Source organism: Caulobacter sp. 73W (assembly GCF_041021955.1).
Classification (GTDB): Bacteria; Pseudomonadota; Alphaproteobacteria; order Caulobacterales; family Caulobacteraceae; genus Caulobacter.
This window is the reverse complement of the sequence record NZ_CP158375.1, coordinates 2,500,644-2,523,674: the sequence shown is the minus strand read 5'-3', so window position 1 is coordinate 2,523,674 and position 23,031 is coordinate 2,500,644. Positions and strand designations below refer to the sequence as shown.

The 23,031-nt window shown below is 64.3% G+C and carries 19 protein-coding genes and 1 tRNA gene; 9 read left to right on the top strand and 11 right to left on the bottom strand.

The window, feature by feature from the left end; all coding sequences use genetic code 11:
- Window positions 1-33: 33 nt before the first annotated feature.
- Window positions 34-1,074, bottom strand: coding sequence for a ribonucleotide-diphosphate reductase subunit beta (locus tag ABOZ73_RS11835; RefSeq protein ID WP_369058351.1), 1,041 nt, complete (start codon window positions 1,072-1,074; stop codon window positions 34-36).
- A gap of 116 nt (window positions 1,075-1,190) precedes the next feature.
- Between ABOZ73_RS11835 and ABOZ73_RS11830 the strand changes: the two genes are divergently transcribed.
- Window positions 1,191-1,853 (top strand): glutathione S-transferase family protein, encoded by a 663-nt coding sequence (locus ABOZ73_RS11830; protein WP_369058350.1) that lies wholly within the window; start codon window positions 1,191-1,193, stop codon window positions 1,851-1,853.
- Here the strand turns inward: ABOZ73_RS11830 and ABOZ73_RS11825 are convergent.
- The 3 genes from ABOZ73_RS11825 to ABOZ73_RS11815 all read right to left on the bottom strand — a co-directional run bounded on the left by ABOZ73_RS11825 (window position 1,850) and on the right by ABOZ73_RS11815 (window position 5,499).
- The gene (locus ABOZ73_RS11825; protein WP_369058349.1) at window positions 1,850-2,791 is read right to left on the bottom strand and encodes an alpha/beta hydrolase; all 942 of its coding nucleotides are present in this window, start codon (window positions 2,789-2,791) and stop codon (window positions 1,850-1,852) included. The genes ABOZ73_RS11830 and ABOZ73_RS11825 overlap by 4 nt on opposite strands.
- Window positions 2,792-2,796: 5 nt before the next feature.
- Complete coding sequence (locus ABOZ73_RS11820) at window positions 2,797-5,007, bottom strand: TonB-dependent receptor (protein WP_369058348.1); 2,211 nt, start codon at window positions 5,005-5,007, stop codon at window positions 2,797-2,799.
- A gap of 114 nt (window positions 5,008-5,121) precedes the next feature.
- Window positions 5,122-5,499 (bottom strand): hypothetical protein, encoded by a 378-nt coding sequence (locus ABOZ73_RS11815; RefSeq protein ID WP_369058347.1) that lies wholly within the window; start codon window positions 5,497-5,499, stop codon window positions 5,122-5,124.
- Between the two features lie 141 nt (window positions 5,500-5,640).
- On the opposite strand from ABOZ73_RS11815, the gene ABOZ73_RS11810 reads away from it, so the two are divergent.
- From ABOZ73_RS11810 to drt3b, 4 genes are all read left to right on the top strand, one after another.
- On the top strand, window positions 5,641-7,284 hold the full coding sequence (locus ABOZ73_RS11810) for a response regulator (protein WP_369058346.1): 1,644 nt from the start codon (window positions 5,641-5,643) through the stop codon (window positions 7,282-7,284).
- Between the two features lie 497 nt (window positions 7,285-7,781).
- Window positions 7,782-8,969, top strand: coding sequence for a tyrosine-type recombinase/integrase (locus ABOZ73_RS11805; protein WP_369058345.1), 1,188 nt, complete (start codon window positions 7,782-7,784; stop codon window positions 8,967-8,969).
- A 124-nt stretch (window positions 8,970-9,093) separates the two neighbouring features.
- Window positions 9,094-10,434 (top strand): antiviral reverse transcriptase Drt3a, encoded by a 1,341-nt coding sequence (gene drt3a / locus ABOZ73_RS11800; protein ID WP_369058344.1) that lies wholly within the window; start codon window positions 9,094-9,096, stop codon window positions 10,432-10,434.
- Window positions 10,427-12,520 (top strand): antiviral reverse transcriptase Drt3b, encoded by a 2,094-nt coding sequence (drt3b, locus tag ABOZ73_RS11795; RefSeq protein WP_369058343.1) that lies wholly within the window; start codon window positions 10,427-10,429, stop codon window positions 12,518-12,520. Before drt3a ends, drt3b begins: the two co-directional genes overlap by 8 nt.
- A gap of 132 nt (window positions 12,521-12,652) precedes the next feature.
- On the opposite strand, the gene ABOZ73_RS11790 is transcribed toward drt3b, so the two are convergent.
- The 7 genes from ABOZ73_RS11790 to hemC form a co-directional block, all read right to left on the bottom strand.
- Window positions 12,653-12,835: a helix-turn-helix domain-containing protein gene (locus ABOZ73_RS11790; RefSeq protein ID WP_369058342.1), complete on the bottom strand. Its 183-nt coding sequence runs from the start codon at window positions 12,833-12,835 to the stop codon at window positions 12,653-12,655.
- Between the two features lie 2,638 nt (window positions 12,836-15,473).
- Window positions 15,474-15,701 carry a helix-turn-helix transcriptional regulator gene (locus tag ABOZ73_RS11785; RefSeq protein WP_369058341.1) on the bottom strand — a complete coding sequence of 76 codons (228 nt, stop codon included), beginning with the start codon at window positions 15,699-15,701 and terminating at the stop codon, window positions 15,474-15,476.
- Window positions 15,702-15,960: 259 nt separating this feature from the next.
- Window positions 15,961-16,036 (bottom strand) — tRNA-Thr (locus ABOZ73_RS11780).
- A 63-nt stretch (window positions 16,037-16,099) separates the two neighbouring features.
- Window positions 16,100-17,650 carry a heme biosynthesis protein HemY gene (locus ABOZ73_RS11775; RefSeq protein WP_369058340.1) on the bottom strand — a complete coding sequence of 517 codons (1,551 nt, stop codon included), beginning with the start codon at window positions 17,648-17,650 and terminating at the stop codon, window positions 16,100-16,102.
- Window positions 17,647-18,519, bottom strand: a complete 873-nt coding sequence (locus ABOZ73_RS11770) for a COG4223 family protein (protein WP_369058339.1) — start codon at window positions 18,517-18,519, stop codon at window positions 17,647-17,649. Before ABOZ73_RS11770 ends, ABOZ73_RS11775 begins: the two co-directional genes overlap by 4 nt.
- A 32-nt stretch (window positions 18,520-18,551) precedes the next feature.
- A complete protein-coding gene (locus ABOZ73_RS11765) occupies window positions 18,552-19,265 on the bottom strand; it encodes a uroporphyrinogen-III synthase (RefSeq protein ID WP_369058338.1) in 714 nt (237 codons plus the stop codon).
- Window positions 19,266-19,267: 2 nt separating this feature from the next.
- The gene (gene hemC, locus ABOZ73_RS11760; protein ID WP_369058337.1) at window positions 19,268-20,230 is read right to left on the bottom strand and encodes a hydroxymethylbilane synthase; all 963 of its coding nucleotides are present in this window, start codon (window positions 20,228-20,230) and stop codon (window positions 19,268-19,270) included.
- 81 nt (window positions 20,231-20,311) lie between these two features.
- Between hemC and tsaD the strand changes: the two genes are divergently transcribed.
- The 4 genes from tsaD to ABOZ73_RS11740 are packed head-to-tail and all read left to right on the top strand — an operon-like array spanning window position 20,312 to window position 23,030.
- Complete coding sequence (gene tsaD / locus ABOZ73_RS11755; protein ID WP_369058336.1) at window positions 20,312-21,403, top strand: tRNA (adenosine(37)-N6)-threonylcarbamoyltransferase complex transferase subunit TsaD; 1,092 nt, start codon at window positions 20,312-20,314, stop codon at window positions 21,401-21,403.
- Window positions 21,400-22,392, top strand: a complete 993-nt coding sequence (locus ABOZ73_RS11750) for an NAD(P)H-dependent glycerol-3-phosphate dehydrogenase (RefSeq protein WP_369058335.1) — start codon at window positions 21,400-21,402, stop codon at window positions 22,390-22,392. The genes tsaD and ABOZ73_RS11750 overlap by 4 nt, the downstream gene beginning before the upstream one ends.
- 3 nt (window positions 22,393-22,395) lie before the next feature.
- Window positions 22,396-22,686 (top strand): YciI family protein, encoded by a 291-nt coding sequence (locus ABOZ73_RS11745; RefSeq protein ID WP_369058334.1) that lies wholly within the window; start codon window positions 22,396-22,398, stop codon window positions 22,684-22,686.
- 47 nt (window positions 22,687-22,733) lie between these two features.
- Window positions 22,734-23,030, top strand: a complete 297-nt coding sequence (locus tag ABOZ73_RS11740) for a Rieske (2Fe-2S) protein (protein WP_369058333.1) — start codon at window positions 22,734-22,736, stop codon at window positions 23,028-23,030.
- Window position 23,031 lies beyond the last annotated feature (1 nt).

Here is a 23,031-nt window from a genome sequence, read left to right as displayed (position 1 = left end):
CGCCGCCCTTCTCGATGTCCCCTCAGGCTTGGCCTATTCGACCAGGGCGCCGGCTTCGCTGCGCTTGGCCAGCATCTGGTCAAAGCTGGACCAGACCCCCTCGTTGCCGTGCCATTGGCCCTTGGTGGCGGCCTTGGAGTATTCGGTCGCGCGGGCCTCGAAGAAGTTGGCGTGCTCGACGCCCGACAGCAGGCTTTGCAGCCACGGCAGCGGGTTTTCCTTAACGCCGTACACTTCCGGCAGCTCCAGCTGGCGCAGGCGCCAGTCGGCGATGAAGCGGATGTACTGCTTGATGTCTTCGGGCGTCATGCCCTGCACGTCGCCCGCCTCGAAGGCCAGGTCGATGAACTTGTCTTCCAAGCCCACCACGTGCTTGCAGCAGTCGACGATGTCGTCGGCCACGGCCTTGGTGACGCACTGCGTCTCCTTGTTGAAGGCATGGTAGAGCTTGATGATGCCTTCGCAGTGCAGGCTTTCGTCGCGCACCGACCAGGACACGATCTGCCCCATGCCCTTCATCTTGTTGAAGCGCGGGAAGTTCATCAGCATCGCGAAGGACGCGAACAGCTGCAGCCCCTCGGTGAAGCCGCCGAACATGGCGAGCGTGCGGGCGATGTCGGCGTTCGTATCGACGCCGAACTGCTGCATGTAGTCGTGCTTGGCCTTGAGGGCCTCGTACTCCATGAACGCGCCGAACTCGCTCTCCGGCATGCCGATCGTCTCGAGCAGCAGGGCGTAGGCGGCGATGTGGATGGTCTCCATGTTCGCGAACGAGGAGAGCATCATCTTCACTTCGGTGGGTTTGAAGACCCGGCCGTAGCGTTCCATGTAGTTGTCGGCGACTTCCACGTCCGACTGGGTGAAGAAGCGGAAGATCTGCGTCAGCAGATTGCGCTCCTTGTCGTTGAGCTTGGTGGCCCAGTCCTTCAGATCCTCGCCCAGCGGCACCTCTTCAGGCATCCAATGGACCTGTTGCTGCTTTTTCCAAAAGTCGTAAGCCCACGGATAGCGGAAGGGCTTGTAGCCGATGGAGGAGGTCAGCAGGCCGGGGAGGGCGAGCGAGGAAGCGGTCATGGGGACGGCTCTACGAGTCAGGGTGTGCGTTTGAACGCCCTCACCATCGCCCAACATCTTGGGTGCGTAAAGCACCTAGCAACCATATTTAGCGGTTCGATCCACAGGAGTCCGGAATGATCCACAAGCCTGAAAACTTGACCATTTACGGCGCGGCCGGTTCCGGCTCGGTTCCCGTCGAGGCGGCCCTCGCCCTGCTCGGTATTGAGCATGACGTGGTGGAGGCCCCCACCTGGGAGGGCGAGGCGCAGCAGGCAAAGGTCGCCCCCGTCAACCCGATGCGGCAGATCCCGGCCCTGGTGTTCCCGGACGGCGAGGTGATGACCGAAAGCGCCGCCATCCTGACCTGGCTGGCCGACAGCCACCCGGAAGCGGGCCTGGCGCCCGGCCTGACCGATCCGCGCCGCAAGCAGTTCCTGCGCTGGATGACCTACATCCCGGCCAGCATCTATTCGATGTTCTGGGTGCGGGACGAACCCTCGCGGCTGGCCGAGGGCGCCGCTGCCGAGATGGTGATCGAGGAGCGGACGCTGGCCCGCATCGCCGACTGCTGGCGGATGATGGACGAGCAGGTCGAGCCCGGGACATACATCCTGGGCGAGCAGCTGACGGTGCTGGACCTCTATGTGACCGTGATCAGCCGTTGGCGGCCCCGCCGCCGGCGCTTCTACGAGGTCGCGCCCAAGCTGTCGGAAGTGGTCCGGCGGGTGGATGCGCATCCATTGCTGCAGGACTTCTGGGCCAAGCGATTTCCGTTCGAGGACGGTTGGGAGGGCTAGGCGGCGCGGATGGAGGCGCCGACCTGTTTGATGACCTCCCGCCCCAGGGCGATCTGGCCGGCGAACAGGACGAAGGCGTGGATCGTCCCCTCCGCGCAGCGATAGGTGGTCGGCACGCCGGCGGCGGCCAGGGCGTCGGCATAGGCCCGCCCCTCATCCACCAAGGGGTCAAGGGAAGCGGTGACGATTAGGGTCGGCGGGGAATTGGCCAGAAGCGCCGCCGGCGCCGACAGGGGCGATCCGGCGGGCGTATCCTGGTCCTCCAGCCGGGCGAAATACTCCGTCTCGGCCCGAACGATGTCGAAGTGGCGCAGGAACCACCGTCCGTCGCCCAGGGCCGAGCGTGACGCGAAGTCGACCTGGGTGCTGGCGCTGGTCACGGGATAGATCAGCACCTGACCGGCCAACGGAACACGGGCGCGCTGGCAGACGGAGGCGGCAATGTGCCCCCCGGCGCTGTCGCCGGTGACCACGATCCGCTTTGGGTCCGCGCCCAGCTCGGCGGCGTTGGCGGCGGCCCAGACAAGCGCCGCCTCACAGTCCAGGAGGGCGGCGGGGAAGCGATGCTCCGGCCCGCGACGGTAATCGACATCGACGACGATGCAGCCGCCCATGGCGCAATAGGCGCGCACCACGCGCTCATAGGCGTCGGGATCGCCCAGCACCCAGCCGCCGCCGTGGATATGCAGCAGCAGCGGAAGCGGGCCGGCCCCCTCCACCGGCCAGTAGATGCGGAGAGGCAGCGGACCGCCGGGGCCGTCGATAAGCAGAGACTCGACGCGCGCGACCGGCGTGGGGTCCGGCCCATAGAGGGCGGCGGCCGCCGCCAGGCCCTCGCGCCGCTCCTGGACCGTGGGCTCCACGGGCGCGGCGGCGAAGTCCCCAGCCATGCGCGCCAGCAGGCGTTCGGTGTCAGGATCGACGTAAGGGTCCGACATCGGCGCTAGAACGCGACGCCGATGGTGGCCGACACGGTGCGCGGGGCGCCGAAGTAGGCCAGTTGATAACCGAGCGAGTCCGACAGGTCGAAGCCCTGCTCGATGTAGCGCTTGTCGGTCAGGTTCTTGACCCCCGCCTGGACGAACCACTTGTCGCGCGCGTCCTGCCAGCGGGCGAAGGCGTCCACGAGGACGTAGCCCTTCTGGGCCAGAATCTCGCTGCTGGAGACCGTGCGATAGGTCTTGCTGCGGAAGGCCGCGTCGGCGCCGAAGGTCAGCGAGCCGCCGTCGGACAGGTCGAAGCGATAGACCGCCCCCACCTTGCCGTCCCACCTCGGCGCGTTGACCAGTTCGCGCTGGTCGCTGATGTCGCGGCCGCCGGGGCCGATGTACTCGTCGTACTGGCCGTCCAGATAGCCGAGCACGAAGTTCAGGGTCAGGGGCCGGATGGGCCGGGCGATCAGTTCCAGCTCCGCTCCCCGGATGGTGGCGGCGGCGGCGTTGGTGAACAGGGCGGTGAAGGCCCCGCTGGAATCGGCGGTGAAGCTGGAGAGCTGCAGGTCCTTGTAGTCGTTCCAGAACACCGCCAGGTTGGCGGTCAGGCGGCGATCCAGTAGGGTGGTCTTCAGGCCCGCCTCGTATGCCCACAGAGTTTCAGGATCATAGGGGCGCGCGCCGGCGGCGTCGTTGGCGCGGCCATCAAAGCCGCCGCTCTTGAAGCCGCGGCTGACGCTGGCGTAGGCCAGAACGTCGTCGCTGACCTTGTAGTCGACGCCCAGGCGCGGGGAGACCGAGCTCCATTCATCGGAGGTGTCGATATAGGTGGCGAACGGCCCTTGGTCATAGGGCACGGGCAAGTTGGTCACGGTCGCGGCGAAGAACTTCTGGGTGCGGAAGAAGTCCTTCTTCTCGTGGGTGTAGCGCAGCCCGGCGGTGACCGAGAGCTGGTCGGTCAAGCTGTACGTCCCCTGGCCGTAGGCGGCCCAGCTTTCGTTGTGCTGGTCGTTCTGCGAGCCCGTCACCAGGCCGATGGTCGGACCCAGCAGCCCGCTGAAGGTGTCGTCATGCTCCTTGAACCAGAACAGGCCGCCCACCGCGGAGAGGCGGTCGCTGCTGTAGTTCAGCTGCAGTTCCTGGCTGACCTGATCCTGATCCTCGCGCACATAGACGCCGAAGACCGACTGGGTGGTGGCGTCCAGGTCGAGATTGGAGTCGTAGGACATCTTCCGATAGGCGGTGATCGACTTCAGGCCGACCGCGTCGGACAGACGCCAGTCGGCGACCAGCGAGACGCCCGCCGTCGAGAGATCGGCCAGGGTGTTGAAGTTGGCGTTGACGTCGAACGGACGATCCAGGGTCGCAGGCGAGCCGAAGACCGGGGTCGCCCGGGCTGGAGTGCGCGAGCGATCGGGGCGGTCGCGCGTGCCGTCGATGTTCAGGCGCAGGCTGATATCCTCGCTGGCGCGGTATTCGAAGGCCAGGCGGCCGGCCAGCAGGTTCTTATCCCCGTCGGTCTGGCCGTCGAGGGCGTTGAGGCTGTAACCGTCGCGGGCCGAATAGGCGAAGGCGGCCTTGGCCAGCAGCTTGTCGGGGGCCAGGGCGCCGCCCACCGAGCCCTTCACCTCCACGCGTTCGTAGTCGCCGACGGTGGCTTCCAGCGCGCCGTTGAAGTCGCCGCTCAACGGCTTGGAGACGAACTTCACCGCCCCGCCGATGGTGTTGCGGCCGTAGAGCGTGCCCTGCGGTCCCCGCAGCACCTCGATCCGGTCCACGTCATAGACGTCGAGGAAGGCGCCCTGGGCGCGGCCCAGATAGACGTCGTCCACATAGACGCCGACGCCGGGGTCCGCGAAGGCGAGGCTGTCGATCTGGCCGACGCCGCGCACATAGACCACCGCGTTGGCGGCGTCGCCTTCGTGGATGGTCAGGTTCGGGACCGAACCCTGAAGGTCGCCGACGTTGGTCGCCTGCATGTTCTGCAGCGACGCCGAGGAGAAGGCGGTGACAGCCGCCGGCACATCCTGCAGGCGCTCGTCACGGCGGCGGGCGGTGACGACAAGTTCGTCCAGAGCCGCAGCGGCGGTTTCATCGGAAGCGGGCTGGGCCCGCACCGGGCTGGCGAAGGCGACGGCCAGGGCCGCCAGCGAAGCGCCCGCCATAAGCAGGCCGCCCACGCGGCGAAGACGGGCCCGGCCCGCGCTTGACTGAGTATCCATGTGTCCCCCCAAGGGCGTGCGCCGATCTTGCGGCGTCTGCCCCTGGAAGGTGCGCGGCGGCGGCCCCGCTGACTATCGTAGAGTTGAGCGGGGATTTACCGGCAAAATCTGCGGCTAAACCGCCTCGCGCACCATCTTGAGCGTGCGTTCCAGATGGCCGCGCATCATGGCTTCCAGACGCGGGGTCGGTCGCACGATGGCGGCGCGGCCGTCGTCCCCCGCCTTCTCCTTCGACAGGAAGCCGTCGGAGACCGCGCGCTTGATGCGCTCCTCGCGTGTGCGGCTGGAGCCGCTTTTCATGAACTGGCAGGCGGCGCTGACGGTCATCGGCTTGCCGCGCCAGTCGGCGATCATGCAGCCGACCAGGAGGTACCAGAACTCCTGGGTGAAATAGCCGGGGCGCTTGTCGAAGGTTTCATCCCAATCGCGGGCGTACCCCTCCAGGGTCTGGGCCCAGGCGATCAGCTCTTCGTTGGACTGCGTCTCCGACATGCCGGGAATCAATCAACGACTCGGCTGCAAAAGGCCAGAGGCCGCGCAAACACGCCACACGGTGGGATCAATCTTTATCTTGCAACCTTGGGTTTTGTTTGGCGAAATCAGCGTCAGTAGAACCAGCGTGGGGCGTCTATCGTGAACTCTTCCGGCGCCGCCTCGATCGAGGCCCTGGCCATCCTGATCGACGCGGTCGAGCAACTGGCCGGCGCGACGACGCCGGCTGATGTCGGCCGGGTCGTGCGGACCACGGCGCGTCAGCTGACCGGCGCCGACGGCATCACGGTGGTCATGCGCGAGGGCGCCAAGGTCCGCTATATCGACGAGGACGCCATCGCGCCCTTGTGGAAGGGCCAGGCCTTTCCCATCGAGAACTGCATATCGGGCTGGGCCATGCTGAACCGTCAGAGCGTGAGCATCGGCGACATCCGCCAGGACCCGCGGGTGCCCCTCCCGCTCTATGAGCCCACCTTCGTGCGCAGCCTGATCATGACGCCTGTGCGGCCGGAGGATCCCATCGCCTCCATCGGCGCCTATTGGGCCCAGCCTGGCGCGCCGACGCCCAAAGCCGTGGCGGTTCTGGAGATGATCGCCCGGGCCGCGCGCGTGGCGCTGGAGAACGTGCGGCTGCAGGCCTCGCTGAACGACGCCCTGACCCTCGCCCAGGCGGCCAGTCGCGCCAAAAGCGACTTCCTGGCCAATATGAGCCACGAGATCCGCACGCCCCTGAACGGCATGGTCGGGGCGGTGGAGGGGCTGGCTCGAACCGGCATGTCCGGCGAGCAGACCGCGCTGCTGGACCTGCTGAAGGATTCCAGCGCCGATCTGGAACAGGCGCTGGGCGACATCCTCGACTTCGCCGGCATGGAGGAAGGCACCACCGCCCTGGTCCGCGCGCCCCTGCGTCTGGGAGACCTGGTGCGCGAGACCGCCGGCCTGTTCGAGCGCCGCTTCGCCGAGAAGGGCCTGGCCTTCCAGGTCCGCGTCGCGGAGGCGGCCGAGACCTGGACGTCTGGCGACCGCGTGCGCCTGCGGCAGGTGATCAGCCACCTGCTGGCCAACGCCGCCAAGTTCACCGACGCGGGCGAGGTGTCGATCGAGGCCACCCGCGCCGCCGACGGCTTCCATATCGCGGTGTCCGATACCGGGCGCGGCTTCGACATGACCCAGAGCGAGCGGCTGTTCGATCACTTCGAGCAGGCCGACGCCTCCAGCACGCGGTCCGTGGGCGGCGCGGGCCTGGGCCTGGCGATCGGGCGGCGGCTGGCCACGATGATGGGCGGACGGCTCGAGGCGAAGAGCAGGACTGGTGAAGGCTCTACCTTCACCCTGGTCGTCCCCCTGCCCGCATGCGAACCGCCGGCTGACGCGGGACGATCCGACGACGGCGGGCTGGAACGCGCCCTGCGCATCCTGGTGGTCGACGACCACCCCACAAACCGCAAGGTGGCCGAACTGATCTTGGCCCAGGTGGGAGCCGAGGTGTCGTCCGCTGAAGGCGGGGCCGAGGCCTGCGCCCTGTTCGCCGACGACCGGTTCGACGCCATCCTGATGGATGTGCAGATGCCGGGGATGGACGGCCTGACGGCGACCCGCCGCATCCGCGCTATGGAGGCCGAACGTCGTCAGCCGCGCACCCCGATCCTCATGCTGACCGCCAGCGCCCTGCCTGAACATGTGGAGGCCAGCCGCGCCGCCGGGGCGGACCAGCACCTGACCAAACCGATCCAGCCGGCCAGTCTGTTCGCCGCCTTGCGCGAGGCCACCGCGCGGGCAGCCTGATCGTTGGTGCCCTCGCCCATGTCAGCTTGAGCAGCATCGCGCAGGCGCTCCCACAAAGCCCCAAAGTGGGGGTCGTACATGCCGTGGTCAGGGCCCGCGCCCTTCTCTATCGCCCATCACGAGCGAGACCATCGCCCGCGGTGGATCCCCTAGTCCTCCGCCGCGCGTGGGGGAAAGCCGGCCTTCGGGCCGGCTTTCATTTTGCCCGCCCAGCGGCGCGCGAACGCCCGCGGCGCAGCGCACGTCTTCTGATCTCCGGGAGAAAGGGTGGTGCCGCTTACAGGACTCGAACCTGTGACCCCCTCATTACGAATGCGGATACCGATACTACGGCGTAAAACGCGTAAGCACGGGGGCATACCATTATTTCTTTATTTTCAGACTTTTATATAAAGCCAACTACGGCGAACTCCGGCGCAGGATCGAACTCAACGGCCTTACGTGCTTCCATATTGCTTCCATGGAAGCTACAACGCCCAAAGCTGTTGGAGTGACAAGTGCCCCGCAAATCGCAAGTCCGCCTCACCAAACGGATCGTGGACGCCGCCAATCCAGGCACCTTTGTGTGGGATTCCGAGCTGCCTGGGTTCGGCATCCGGGTGACACCGGCTGGCACAAAGTCGTTCGTCTTTCAGTACCGGCTGCCAGACAATCAAGGACGGACAACGCTGGGCGGCTATCCCGCGCTCACCGTTGACCAAGCGCGCGAACTCGCACGCGCACAGCTCTTCGCTGTCAAACAAGGCAGGAGCCCAAGCGCCGAGAAACGAGCGGCACGCGACGCCCCGACACTAGCTTGGCTCGCGAACTTCTACTGTCAGGACTACGCCTCAGACGCCTCGCTCCGGCCCAGCACAATTCGGGACGCTCAACATCTCCTGAGCACGCATGCCATCCCCTCCCTCGGACCAAGGAAGGTGGGCGAAGTGAAACCCGCAGACATACGGCGGCTTCACGGCGACACCCGCACCAGGGCCGGCGCTTACCAAGCCAATAAGCTGCTAGCGATCCTCAGTAAGATGTTCTCACTTGCAGTTGAGCAGGAGCTTCGCGCTTCCAACCCCTGCAAGGGGATCAAGAAATTTCCGGAGGACCAACGTTGGCGGCATCTCTCAGAGGATGAAGTGGCGCGCCTTCTCGACGCCTGTGACCAACACCCCAATCAAAACGCTGCAAATGCTGTTCGGCTGCTGCTTTTTACGGGCGCCAGGCTTCAAGAGGTTCTGAAGGCGGAATGGAGCAACTTCGACCTAGCAGCAGGGTTGTGGGAGAAGCCATCCGCTCACACGAAGACAAAGCGTCAGCATCGGCTCCAGCTTGCCGGCCCGTCGCTATCGCTTCTCCGGTCAATGAGAAGCCTGGATCCAAGCGGAAACCACCTCTTTCCGGGGAAAACAATGGCGAACTCTAGGGGAGAGACCCCCAGGGCTGACCTAAAGCGCGTCTGGTCGTGGCTAATCGCTAAAGCAGAGCTGGAGGATGTGCGCATCCATGACATTCGTCGCACCACAGCCAGCTTCATGCTGGCAGACGATGCGCCCCTGACGATCATCGGGAAGGCGCTGGGACACACACAGGTATCGACCACCGCACGTTACGCCCAACTCCGACCGAACGCGCAGCGCGATGCACTCCAAAAGGCTGGCGAGCGGATGTCGGCACTGCGCACAAAGCCAACCCCATAGCCACGCGGCAATCTGACACAGCGATTGCCGCAACCAAAGATCGCTTTTGGCGGACAGGTGCTCGCTTGACGCGCTAATGCGTCATAGAACGTCGATTCTAAGGGGCAACGGGGGCGTTGACTGGGTGCTAGACCAGACCTTTACAGCGGCAAATTTTCGCCGGATTTATGATATTGAGAATCGGAGAGGCAACAATCTGGAGAAGAGATTCTTCCCGGATTTAGAAACTCACACCGATAAGATCAGAAATCTAAAGTCAGATCTTAGCGCGCTACACAAGGCGAAAGCTTCGATGAGCGCAGACGACTTCGCACTAAAATTATCTGAAGCTCTTGAAGCAATCGATAGCGCTCGCACGATTAAAGACCAGGCTATAGATCAAATACTTTCTGACCTTGGCACTGAGATTCGCGAGAGCAATCTCCGGCTCCTTCTAACAGAAAGGGACGGGCCTAAAGGAAAAAAAGTGTACACAATTCAGGATTCTGCGGCCGCATTTTTTGCCGTTAAGCAAGTACAATGGAACCTGCACCGTCTCTACAAAGTGAAACCTGCACATCGCAATCACATTGTTGGGGTTGCAAAGGCAGCTCTTCACAACAAGTTACCTCTGGTGACGGTGCGCACCGACATCGAGAAATTTTATGAGAGTGTCGACCGGACGCGCATCTCGAAACAGTTGGATGAGGATCACTTGTTGAGCCTCAGCGCTAAGCGCTTTGTCAGGCAGGTGCTTGACGACTACGGTCGAATAACCGGGTCCACAAAGGGCATACCGCGCGGCGTGGGAATTAGTGCTTATCTCGCGGAAATATACCTCAGACCGCTAGATGCCGCCCTTCGCGCCTTGCCAGGCGTCTTGTTCTTCTCTCGCTACGTCGATGACGTTCTAATCGTATTCGCTCCAGCCCCCACTGGTGCCACTGTCGACTATCCTGCCGAAGTTCGAAAAATAATTAGAAAGCATCATCTTTCCGTAAATGAGAAGAAGACCACCTCATTTAACGCAACTGATCCCGTTCACAAGTTCGAGTATCTCGGCTATCGCTTCACGAGAAAGGATGGAGATTGTCGCCTTGCTCCTAGCGGAGCAAAGATTGCGAAGTACCGGACGCGCATTCAAGCGTCTTTTAAACGGTACCATTTGGATCGATCGATGAATTCGAGGAAAGCCTCGCGTGAACTTACATCTCGCATTAAGTTTCTAACCGGCAACACGCAGCTATTACACAGCAAAAGCCATGCCGCTTCAGGAATATACTATAGCAACTCCGAAGCAACAGATCTTCAAATTCTATCTTCACTAGATTTATATTTGCAGCGAAAGATCAGCTCTCTAGGCGCGCCTGCGTTACAAGCACGACTTTCAAACCTCTCCTTTGGGCGCGGCTTCGCTCAGAAGACCTTCCATAACTTCAGCGTGAACGAGCTAACCACCATCGTGGGAGCATGGCGCTATGCGTAAGAAACGAATTCGCCTCGGCGCAAACCCACGTCGGGCGGTTCTTTCCGACATGCTACCCTTCGAAGTGCCAGCGACCTTCTCCAATAGGCACTTTTACAGCTTCCTGACCCAAAACGAGGTTGAGGTCCGAGATAACCGCTTGAGCTGGAAGGCCTGCGACAACTCCCTCGATGCGTTGATGCGCTTGATGTTTGGAGTTAAGCCCGGCGTCGCCCCTCAGCCGGCCAGCGTGACTGAATGGGGCCGGACCAAAATGATCCGCTCCTTCTCGATGAAGGAATGCGAGTTGTGCACCATCCCATTTCGATTTCGAGTCAGTCACAAGTCGGGCGCACGTACGCTTTCCATCGCGCACCCTCGAAACCAAGTAATGGTAGCGAATTTCTATCGCCAGTTTCACGCATCCCTACTCTATTACTGCTCCCTCAGCCCGTACTCAATTAGACATCCAGTATCTGTATCAAAATACTCGTACCACAAGGATAGCACGCACAAACGACTTAAAGCCGTCACGGATGGAGGCGTCGAGGAGGCAGGCCGAGAGTACGAGCAACTAGGATCTCATTTCGTTTACAGAAGCTATAGCAACATCCATAAGTTCTTTGAGTCTTATAAGTACCACCGATCTGAGAAGAAATTCAATGCTATGATTCAGGTGGATATTTCGAAATGCTTTGACAGTATATATACTCATTCTATTGCCTGGGCGATATTTGGGAAGGAGCAAACAAAGCACGACCTAAATTTGTCAAAGAACAACTTTCCCGATAAGTTCGACAAGTTGCTCTCGCTGATGAATGAGCGAGAGACGAATGGAATACTTATAGGTCCTGAGTTTTCTAGGATTTTTGCCGAAGTGATACTTCAGGCAATAGATATGCATATCGAAAAGGAGCTGCGCGAAAAGAGTAAGATAGTTCATAAAATCGACTACGAAGCATTTCGATATGTTGATGACTACTTTGTATTCTTCAACGAGGAATCTACTGCGCATAAATTCACAGAAGTAGCATCCGTCTGCTTAGCAAACTTCAAACTGCACATTAATTCCGCAAAGTCGAAACTATACGAAAAGCCGGTGATCACTGAACTTACGATCGCCAAGGACCGGGTATCACTCTTGTTGGGGGAAGAAATTTGGTCCCGGAAATCGCCACGAGCCCCCGACAGCACGGAAGGGTCAGGCCCCGCGCCCGCACCTCTCGAGCGAGCCAAAGACAGTTTCTCAGGGTATGTTGACGCCAATAGGTTGATCGTGCGCTTCAAGACGGTCATCAAGGAATCAGGCGTCGGCTACAGCGACATCCTAAATTACACGTTCGCCGTCATTGAAACCAAGCTCCAGCGCGCCTTCGATGACTACATGTGTTGCGAGCAAAATCATGACGCCCAACGCGCGCTCACCTCGTTGGTAACGGGCATATTAGAGTTTCTATTCTTCACCTACGCGGCTAGCCCAAGGGTAAATCACACCGTTCGGATGGTTCGCATCATCGCGTCGCTGACTAACTTCCTTAATTCAAGTGGAGTTGGATTCGAGCTTCGCCACTCTGTGTACAAGTTCATTCACGACAATGCCGTCCATCAGATCGAAAAGAACAAGCTTCAGCCCTATCGCGAGGTTGAGACTCTATACCTACTGAACGCTCTCTCCCACATAGGGAAAGCTTATTGGCTGCCGGAAAGCACTCTCGCTAGATATTTTGGCATCTCGACGAACGATGACGGACAACTGGAAAGAGAGGAATTCTTAAGCTATTTCTCTCTAACGGTTGGATTTTCCTACATGCGCGATAAGGAGCGTTATAATTCTCTAAGGAAATTCTTTGAAGATAATGCAATCGCTAAGCTGAATTACATGAAATCCCAGTGCGCTCATCATACAGAGGCGCTCATGTTGTTCTTAGACCTCGTTGCTTGCCCATATGTGTCGCCTGCTGCGACAACGCACTTGGCGCAAATCTTTGGGATGACCTCAAAAAACGTCGCCGAAATTCGCGCCGCAAGCGACCAATGGTTCACAACTTGGACCAATCTAGACCTTGTCGCAGAGCTAGACGCAAAACGCAGTAGGGACGTATATTAGCTACGGCGCTCCGCTCGCCCCGCATAATGGCTGTTGGCAGCTCACACACAAGCGCCTTCCATGCACCCTATTCTAATTGGGGCGCGTGGTAAGCGAACGGCAGGAGCGGGCCGTTCATATCACCTGGCAAGCTTAGAACTCTAACGGCCTTCGCAACGCCTCAGCTAGCTCCGCGATGGCCTCAGCTGGTGAGCTCTCGAGCGCATCCATCAGTGCAATAAACTCTACGATGTCGAGGCGACGCTCCTTGCCCTCCACCTTGGAGACAAATGAGCGAGGCTTGCCGAGCCGCTCAGCCAACTCACGCTGGCTCATGCCACCCTCTTGGCGCTTGCGAACCAGGAACTGAACCGCCGCATCGTATGATGGGGAGGAGACCCACGGTCTCTGCATAAACGCCGCCTGTTGCCCAGGCCACGGTTCTGCTACGCATCAGATCTGCACCCATCATGGGTGCATTAAGCGGTAGGGTTCGGTGACGGATACGAGCGAGACTCCACAGCGGCGAAAGAAGAAGGATCCATGGAAAGATCCGCTCCAATTGTGGACAGCGGGCATTCTAGGAGTTGTAGCGCTCGGGGCGTTTTTCTGGGCGAGCGCCCGCCTTTATGACGCACCTCAGTCCCGCCCCATGACCACCGAGGAGCTCGGCCGAGCCTGTCAGACTGATAGGGTCAACCAACAGCTCGCATTGGCGCGTCAGATGCGTGCGGAGGCGGAGGTAGTAGATGCTCAAGTCGCCGCCAATGCGTCTTCGCCGGAGCTGAAGGCTTACTATCAAACCTCGCTCGAAAAGGAGCTCAAGCTCTCTCCTGGAGAGGGCAACGGAAGCCAAGCAGTTCATGCGGGTCGGGTGCGCGAGGCAGAGGAACGGCTGTCGGAAATCGAACCCACCTCGACAGACACTCCAGGGAGCTGCCTTCAGTACGAGGCTGCTCTACTAGGTGCGAAAAGGTAGTGGGCTAATGGCTCATACCCCACCCGATTCAAACTCGTCTGGTTCACTCGCGCTCTTTAGCCGGACCCCGTTCAGGCGGATGGAATTTCTACATACGCTTCGGCGCCTCAGGGAGGCCGCTGGGCACGCTGAGGGCCTTTACCTCTTGGGCACCCACCTGTCGGGTCAACATCCTGCCCAGGCGCTTGATTTGATCGATGACGGCAGGCTTCTCTACATCGGCTCCAGCACCAATCTCATTAGGCGCCTGGGGTCTCTGGCCTCAGCGCTCGAGCGAACAACATCGAGGCTTACCGACCACGGCTTTGCGAAGACGTACAGGGCGGAGCTTGCCCAGACTGTCAGCCGCGACGAACTGGAACTAATAGCGGTCAGCTACCGGGATGGGTGCTCGCTTGAGAACCTGATCTTGTCGGAAGCGGCGTCGAAAATCGGGCGATGGCCGGTGGGAAATCGGAGGCGCGCAACGAGACCAGCAACGCGGCCTCGTCGGCAACTGAAGCTGCTATCGTGGGACATCCTCTCGAACGCAATGCCCTGTAGCTCGCACGCTTCAGCCCACACGCAGCAGTAGCATCAGCCCTGTCATCAACATCGCCCCCGTTATGATGCTCAGAGGCACCATAGTGTTGATCGGCAGAGGGCGCTCCGCCAAAGCCCGATCAATTCGAGCGAGTTCTTTGCCGAGCTCCGCTGGCGACATCGTTCACAGCTCTCTTGGTATAAGCGTCATAGCTTCTGAACACGTGGAATACAGGGGTCGCTTTCCCGCGAATTGAAGGAAAGCCGGAGCCATATTCGGTCCCTTATATAAGGGACAGAGACCCTAGAAACCGCCTCTACATATGGGACCGGGATACAGGAGAGGCACCCGTTTCTAGGACTTCGGTCTGTGAAAAGCAGTTTCGATGTGCGGTCCACGTCTGTTTCATGTTCGGTTGGCTACGATCCGTACAGTCCAAGCGGATCAGCATCTTCCATGTGGCCGGGGATTGGAGTCTCCAAGTGGCGCGCATCCTCATACCAAGCCCTCGCCCGCTTTCGCATGCCGTTTGTCGCGGCAAATGGCGATGCTTCCGACTGAACGGAGGCTCCTCGAATCCACTTGGCGCAGTAGTTGATCCACTTCGCAGGCGTCTCCAGTTCCCGCATGTGAACATCCCCCGGTGCTCGGAGGCGGTTTGTATCAGTGACTGCGCGATAAAGGGCATCCCTCAACCTCGGTTCAGGGAAGTACTGAAAAGGGGCTAGGATCGCGCCATGAAGGTGCGGTGTGCCGAGGATCGAGCGTTCCAACGTGAAGAAAAATTCCGGGGCGGCTGCTCCGAACTCACGAAATAGCGCCCGGCGGATACGCTCGCGCAAATGGCGTGCCGGAGACTGGCGAGGATCAGCATGCGCTGCGTTCAAGACCGGCTCGGTCGGATTGAGATTTAGGACCCGGCCGCCACCCTCGTAGCACGCCATACCCCATGACAATGCCTTGAGCATGGGCCCTGTGTTTCCCCACCTAGGAACCCAAAACGTCCGCTCGGTCTCTCCTCTCTGCCGACGTCGTTTGTTGATCCCATCAATGATTTTCCAAGTGGGTCCGAAGATCGGAAACCGGCGACGCTCTACATCCAACGGCAGCTTGAAGCGAACTCGGCTACGCTCGTCCAAGAGTAGTTGCTTGGCATAGCTAAGGTGACGCTTTGAGCGAGGTAGTATCTCTATAACTGGAACTGGCGCGCGCCTGGTGAGGCGCACCGTATCTCCCCTTCGAACAAGCCGCTGTATTTCCTCAAAAATGTCTCTGTCGGCCAGGAGATCGCGGCGCGGCACCGGGTACGTGTTTTTCACCCGCAAGGCGCGAAGGCGCGCTTTCACATATTCCGCGTTTTCGTGGACGCGCGCCCCATACTCACGATCATTCGAAAGCTCTCGGTCCAACTCCCGTCGCTTCCGGGCCGCTAGGTCGATCTGAGCTTTATGGAAACTCGTCACGGCCATCCGCTAGGCGGCCTTGGAGAGCGGTTGAGGACAGGCCGTATTGTGTCGAAGCGCACGCCGTACAAAGGCTTCTAGCTCTTCCGAGTCATACCGGACTGCGCGGCCTAGCTTGTGAAAGGCTGGCCCGCCTCCGCGAAGGCGCCAGTCCTCTAGGGTCCGCGGAGAAATCGACAGAACGCGCGCCGCTTCCGTCGTATTCAGTAGGGCGGACTTTTGGCCGCTCGTAATCATGACGCCTCCTCTGGTTAGGGCGTCTATCTATTTATACCAAAAGATGCCGGCTGGTTTTGGCAAATTCGAGTGCATTTTTCGTGTCGTTTTAGGCACTTAGCCCCCGACCTCGGGAAAACTGTCTTGAGCGACCGCACCGACGAGTTCAGCGCAGGTTGATTTGCGCAGGGAGCTTCCACCTTGCTTCCACGCACAAGCACGCCCGCGCTCACATCGCCGGGAAACAAGAATTTTCTGCAATAATTTCAGATGGATAGCATGGTGCCGCTTACAGGACTCGAACCTGTGACCCCCTCATTACGAATGAGGTGCTCTACCAGCTGAGCTAAAGCGGCGCCGGGTCCTGTTCGGACGCTGGTAATCGGTGTTCCACCGGACCCGAGAGCCCAGGGAAGCGGCTATTTAGCGGCGCGCGGGCCGTTTGCCAAGCGCCGTCGCGCACCCGGCGTGCGACGCGGGCTCGGCGGAGGCGCAGCCGGGGTCTCGCTCACTGGATCGGCATAGTCCGAAGCCCCCGGATCGTCAGGCACGGGGATCAGTCCGGCGCCGCTTTCGGCGGCCTTCAGGAACGAGGCCTGGTCGCCGTGGTCGGTGTAGGACAGCGGCAATTCGGGCAGGTCGCTGATCGTCCGCTCGCTGCGCTCGAAGCGTGGGTGGATCAGTTCGCCGGTCTCGCCATAGGTGGCGACCAGACGCGTCCAGTCCTCGCGGGTATAGGCGAAGGCATGGCCTTCCGGATCCAGGTCGGACCAATCAGCCTCCTGCGGCGCGGCGGCGCCCCGGGCGATCCAGGCGCGGGCCTCGTCGGTGTCGCCGTTGGCGTAGGCCACGCGCGACATCAGGCCGGCGAAGCGGGCGGTGGGCGCCTCGGCGTCCAGCAGGCGCGCGGCGGCGCGCGCGGCAACGGGGTCCCCGGCCAGCAAGGCCTGCTCGATACGCAGGATGCGGCTTTCACGCGCCGAGGGGTTCAGCTGCACGAGCGTCATCAGCCGCGCGGCGCGGGCCTTGGGCGTCTCGTTGGTCTTCAGGTCGCGATAGGCCAACCACAGGGCGGGATGGGGCGAGGCCTTCCAGGCCGATTCCAGGACGCTGGCGGCGCGCGCGGCCTTGCCGTCGGCGGCCAGCAGGCGGGCCGCCATGACCACGCCGGGGGCGAAGTCGGGCTTCAGTTTCACGGCTTGCAGGGCGAATTCCAGCGCCTGGACCTGCTGACGTTGGTCGGCTGAGTTCTCCATCCGGGCGGCGGAGGCGGCCAGCAGGGCGGCGCGGGTGCGGTCGGCCACCACCGGGGGGACGATCTTGCGCTCCTGCGCGCCTTTCACCAGGTCCAGGGCGGCGGCCCAGTCGCCGGCCTCCAGCCGATGCTCCAGCAGGGCGCGCCAGGCCCAGCGGGCGGTTCGGGCCAGGCCATAGGCGGCCTGGGCGTGGCGCAGGGCGCCAGTCTCGTCGCCCTCGGCCTGGGCGGTGTGCATCAGGCCCTTCAACCCGGCCAGACGCATGTCGGGAAAGCCCAGCATGGCGGTGTAGGCGGCCTTGGCGGCGACGACATCCCCGGCCGCCTCGGCGGCCTGGGCGGCGAGCACACGGGTCAGGACCGGCGCGTCATCGGCCAGATCAACGGCCTTCTGGGCCAGGCGGCGGGCCTCGGAGCCGTCGCCGGCGGCCACGGCCAGATAACCGCGCGCCAGAACCTCCATGCCCTGCTTGCGCCGGCTTTCGGCGCGGGCGCGGGCGGCGCGCTTGGGGGCCTCGATCAGCCATAGGACGAGCTTCCAGCCCATGGTCGCGGCCAGGGCGGAGAACAGAGTGATGAGGGCGGCGGCGGCGGCCGTGGTGTCCACCCGCCAGCCCAGCCAAGTCAGGCTGGCGTGGCCGGGCTCGCCTGTCAGGGCCATGGCCGTCACCGCCACCGCGGCGACCAGGAACAGGACCAGGGCGGTGCGGATCATCGCGAGGCCCTGCGTGTCTGGGCCAGATCGGCCAGGGCCTCGACGCGGATGATGGCGATGCGACGGTCCACCTCGGCCCGGCGCTCGGCGCGCAGGCGCCAGTCGGTCAGGGTGACGCGCACGCGTTCGGGCAGGCGATCCACCACCTGCAACGCGCCCTCGATGTCGCCCTCGTCCATCAGGCGCTGGGCGCGGGCGAGCATGGCGTCGGGGCTGGTCCCCCTGGTCGAGCCGACGTAGCGGACGGTGACGATGGCGGCCAGGGCGTGCGAGGCGCGGGCCCACAGGCCGGCCCCCTCCCCTGGATCGCGAGCGGCGACGGAGGCGCGCGAGGCGGCGTCCTCCAGCTCCTCGGCCAGGGCGGCGCGGGTCGGGGCGCCGGTCTCGGCCAGACGGCGCAGGGCGCGGACGTCGGTGGAGGCGGGCAGCACAGCCTGGACCTGCGACAGTTCGCGGTCGAAGGGGCGTGAGCTCTGGGCGGCTTCGGACAGGGCGGCCACGGCCAGGGCGGCGCCGGCGGCCTCGGTCAGGCGGGTCTGGCCGGCCTCCAAGTCGGAGACGCGGCCTTCCAGGGCTGGATCAGCGGTCGGGGTCGGGGTCGGGGCCGGCGCGGGAAGCGGATCGGCGGAGACCGCCGGATACCGGCTGGGCAATTCGGCGGTGGGCGTCTCGGACGAGGCGGGTGATTCGCTTTCGGCGCCTGGACCGGTCAGCTTCGGTCCGAACTTGGCCAGGGCGTACCCGCCGGCGATGCACAGCACGCCAAACGCGATGGCCACCCAAAAGCCCGGCCCCATAAGGCGCGGACGCGCATAGATCGTCGGATCCTTGGGCGGGGTGATCTCGGTCGGGTCGGGCGCAAGCGTCATGACGGGGCCGCAGCAGTTGTGAGGCGACCAGCCTAATCCAGTTGCCTGTCTATAAGATTAAGCAGGGCGGTCTCGATGGGGAACGGGGCAAAAGCGACGCCGCCCAGTTTGCCCTTGGCCTGTGGCGCCTTGAGCGGCGCGGCGGCGGCGCGGGAGATGCACAGGGCGCGAAGACGCGGCGCGGGCCGCCGGCTGAGGATCAGGGCCAGGGCCTTGGCGGCGCGGGGCGAATGGACGAGGGCCAGATCGATATCGCCCAAGCCGTCCAGGAAGGCCTTCTCGGGCTTCTCCACCACCGTCTCATAGACCGCGACGGCCCGGGCGCAGACGCCGGCCGCGCCGAGGGCGCCGACCAGATCGCCAGCCGGCTGGGCGGAGGCGGCGTGCAGGACGTCGCCGCCGATCTCACGCCCCCGGGCGGCGATGGCGCCGGCCAGCGCCTCGACGTCGCCGTCGGCGGACAGCACCCGACTGAAGCCGGCGGCCTTGGCGGCCTCGGCCGTGGCGGCGCCGACCGCGAAGGCGCGCAGGGACCGCTCAGCCGACAGGGCGGCGAAAGCGCGGACGCCGTTGGCGCTGCTGAACGCCAGAGCCCCGACACCGTCGAGGTCGATGTCGGGGGTAAGGTCCCGCACCGACAGCAGCGGGCGGATGATGGGTTTATGACCCAGGCCTCGAAGGCGGGCGGCGGTGGCGTCTGCGCCCGGCTGAGCCCGGGTGATCCAGATGCTGCGCCCCGCGCCCACGATCAGATGGTCCAGATCAGGGCGTCGCCGCCCTCCGCCCGGACGGCGGCGCCGAGCTCCAGGCCCAGCTCGACGGCGGCGCGCTCGCCACCCTCGGCGGGCAGGACGACGGCCCCTTCACGCCGGAAACGGCGGCTGCCGTCGGGCGTGAGCGCCTCGACCACCAGATCCAGACGCTGGGCGTCGATGCGGGCGTATGCGCCGACGGCGGTGCGGCAGGAGCCCTCAAGGGCGAACAGGGCTCCGCGCTCGGCGGCCACGGCCAGGGCCGTTTCCGCGCAGCGCAGCGCCGCCAGCCAGGGGGCATGGAAGTCCTCGGTGCGGGTCTGGATGGCCAGGGCGCCCTGGCCCGGGGCCACCGGGGCCTCGAACGGGTCGATCTGGCTGGCGGGCACGCCGCCCAGGCCCAGGCGGTTCAGGCCGGACTGGGCCAGCAGGATGGCGTCGGCCTCGCCGGCCTCCAGCTTGGCCAGGCGGGTGTCGACATTGCCGCGCAGCATGACGATCTTCAGATCGGGCCGGCGGTTCAGGCTTTGCGCCTGGCGACGCAGGCTGGCGGTGCCGAGCACGGCGCCCTGCGGCAGGTCTTCGAGGCGTGCGGCGATCTTGCTGCAGAAGGCGTCGCGGACGTCCTCGCGCTGCGGAACGGCGGCGACCACCAGGCCCGGCGGCAGTTCAGCCGGCACGTCCTTCATCGAGTGGACGGCGCAGTCGATGCGGCCGTCGAGGAGGGCTTCCTCGATCTCCTTGGTGAACAGCGCCTTGCCGCCAATCTCCAGCAGGCGGCGGTCCTGCACCCGGTCGCCCGTGGTGGTGATGACCGTGATCGGGGCCACTTCGTCGGCCGCCTCGGGCGGCGCGCCGAGGGCGGCGGCGATGCGCAGTTGCATCGTGCGGGTCTGGGCGAGCGAAAGCTTGGAGCCACGGGCGCCGATGCGGACGACGGAAGGCTGTTGCCGGACCATGCGGACGAAGCTACCTCGAAACGCCTATATGAAGGCGACCATGACGCCGCTGCTACAGGAGCGCCGGTTCCCCGGCAACCGATGACCGCCAGCCTAACCATTCTCGGCCTGGAGACTTCGTGCGACGAGACCGCCGCCGCGGTCGTGCGCCGCGACGCCGACGGGCGCGTGGAAGTGCTGTCGTCGATCATCGGCACCCAGTTCGAGAAACACGCGCCGTTCGGCGGCGTGGTGCCCGAGATCGCCGCCCGCGCGCATGTGGAGAGCATCGACGCCATCGCCGCCGAGGCCATGCGCGCCTCGGGCCTGTCCTTCGAGGATCTGGACGGCGTGGCCGCCACGGCGGGCCCCGGCCTGGTGGGCGGGGTGATGGTGGGCCTGGCGTTCGGCAAGGCGGTGGCTCTGGCCCGCGGCCTGCCCCTGTCGGCGGTGAACCACCTGGAGGGGCACGCGGTGTCCGCCCGGCTGGGGGCCGAGGTCGCCTACCCCTTCCTGCTGCTGCTGGTCAGCGGCGGGCATTGCCAGTTGCTGGAAGTGGCCGGGGTCGGGGCTTGCACCCGCCTGGGCACGACCATCGACGACGCGGCGGGCGAGGCCTTCGACAAGATCGCGAAAAGCATGGGCCTGCCCTATCCCGGCGGGCCGGCGCTGGAGAAGCTGGCGGCTTCGGGAGACGCCAGCCGCTACACCCTGCCCCGCGCCTTGCTGGGACGTGCGGGTTTCGACTTCTCGTTCTCGGGCCTGAAGACGGCCGCCGCGCGCCTGGCCGACACGGTGACCAACGAGCAGGAGCGCGCCGACCTGGCCGCCGCCGTTCAGGTCGCCATCGCCCGCCAACTGTCGGAACGCACCGACCGGGCCATGGCCGACTATAAGGAACGCCATGCCGGCGAGATCCTGCGCTTCGTGGTCGCCGGCGGGGTCGCGGCCAACGGCGCCGTGCGCGCGGCGCTGAAGGCGGCGGCGGACAAGCACGGCTTCAGCTTCGACGCCCCGCCCCTGGCCTATTGCACCGACAACGCCGCCATGATCGCCCTGGCCGGCGCCGAAAGGCTGGCTCTCGGCGTTGAGGACGGCATGGACGCCCCCGCCCGCCCGCGCTGGCCGCTGGATGCGGCGGCGGCGGCTGCCAACCCAACCCACGTCTTCGGAAGAAAAGGCGCGAAAGCATGAGGAAAGCCGAAGTCATCGGCGGCGGCGCGTGGGGCACGGCCCTGGCCCAGGTCTGCGCCCGCGCCGGCCTGGACGTGGTGCTGCAGGCCCGCGAGGCCGAGGTGGTCGACGGCATCAACGCCGCCCACGAGAACGCCTTGTTCCTGCCCGGCGTGAAACTGGACGACGCGGTCAACGCCACCAGCGATTTCGACGAGCTGGCCGATTGCGACCTGGTGCTGGCTGTGCCGCCGGCCCAGCACATGCGCGCCACCCTGTCGGCCTTCGCGCCCCACGCTCGTGAGGGCCTGCCGGTCCTGCTGTGCTCCAAGGGGGTGGAGCAGGGCTCGCTGAAGCTGATGACAGAAGTGCTGGCCGAGACGGTCCCGCAGGCGGTCGCCGCCGTGTTGTCCGGCCCCAGCTTCGCCGGCGAGGTGGCGCGCGGCCTGCCGACCGCCGTGACCCTGGCCTGTCCGGACGAGGCCCTCGGCCGCGCCCTGGCCGAGGCCATCGCCACCCCGACCTTCCGTCCCTATCTGGCCGATGACATGGTCGGGGCCGAGGCTGGCGGCGCGGTGAAGAACGTCCTGGCCATCGCCTGCGGCATCGTCGAGGGGCGCGGCCTGGGCCGCAGCGCCCACGCCGCCGTCATCACCCGCGGCTTCGCTGAACTGACCCGCCTGGCCACGGCACTGGGCGGTGAAGCGACCACGGTGGCAGGCCTTTGCGGCCTGGGCGACCTGGTCCTGACCTGCTCCAGCCCGCAGTCGCGCAATATGAGCGTCGGCCTGGCCCTGGGCGGCGGCAAGACGTTGCAGGAGGCCCTGGCCGGCAAGCTGTCGGTGGCCGAAGGCGTCGCCTCCGCCCCCGCCGTCACCGCCCTGGCCGCCAGGCTGGGCGTCGAGACCCCCATCTGCGCCGCCGTCGATGCGATCCTGTCGGGTTGGGTCGATGTGGACGCCGCCATCGAGGGGCTGCTGTCGCGGCCCCTGAAATCAGAAGAGGACTGAGCCTTGGCCTATTTCATGCTGCGCGCCACGGACAAGCCGGGAACCGGTGACCTGCGTCAGAGCACCCGCCCGGTGCATCTGGAATATCTGGAAAGCCTGCCGCAGGTGTTCCGCATCGCCGGCGCCCTGCTGTCGGAGGACGGCCAGACCGTCGTCGGTTCGCTGATGATGATCGAGGCCGAGGACCTGGCCGCCGCGCGCGCCTATGTCGACGGCGATCCCTTCGCCAAGGCCGGCCTCTTCGCCACCACCGAGATCCTGCCCTGGCGCGTGGCCATCGGGAAGCCGGCCTGAACCCGGCCCAGCCGCCAGCCGGAACCCGGCTCTGCGCCCTCGACGAGGTGGCCGAGCCGGGAGCCAAGGGTTTCCGCTTCCGCACCCACGAGGCGATGTTCGCCGGCTTCGTGGTCCGGCGGGCGGGGGCGCTTGTCGGCTATGTGGACTCCTGCCCGCACGCCGGCTGGCCCCTGGCGATGATGGACCGCTATCTGACGCGGGATGGAAACGCCCTGCTGTGCGCGGGGCACGGGGCGCTGTTTCGCCCGGAGGACGGGCTCTGCACCGTCGGTCCCTGCGCCGGCGAGAGCCTGACGCCCTGGCCCGTAACCGTCGAGGACGGCTGGATCGTCACCGCCTGAG